This window comes from Desulfocurvus sp. DL1XJH-121 (genome assembly GCF_054819825.1).
In genome coordinates, this window is the sequence record NZ_JBTVWW010000161.1 from 1 (window position 1) to 250 (window position 250).

Annotated in this window: 1 protein-coding gene; it reads left to right on the forward strand. The window is 65.2% G+C overall.

Going from position 1 to position 250, the window contains the following annotated elements; all coding sequences use genetic code 11:
• A partial coding sequence (locus ACYYG1_RS17725; RefSeq protein ID WP_461211650.1) for a hypothetical protein occupies nt 1–250 on the forward strand: 250 nt, incomplete at both ends.

The following is a 250-nucleotide window of genomic DNA, read 5'->3' on the forward strand; positions in this document are numbered from 1 at the left end:
CGTCAAACGCGGCGATGAGGCGGCCCTGATCTTCGCCGAGGCGGGGGTGGATCTGATCATGACGGGCCACGTCCATGTGCCCTTCGCCATGCCGATCCCTCTGGCGGACCACTGCTCCTATGCGGTCGGATGCGGAACCCTGTCGCATCGTGAGCGCGGTTCGCCGCCTGGATTCAACCAGGTCGATTGGGATGCGACGACCATCACCGTCACCGCCCTGGCCTGGGATGGCGCGGCCTATCATTCGCAT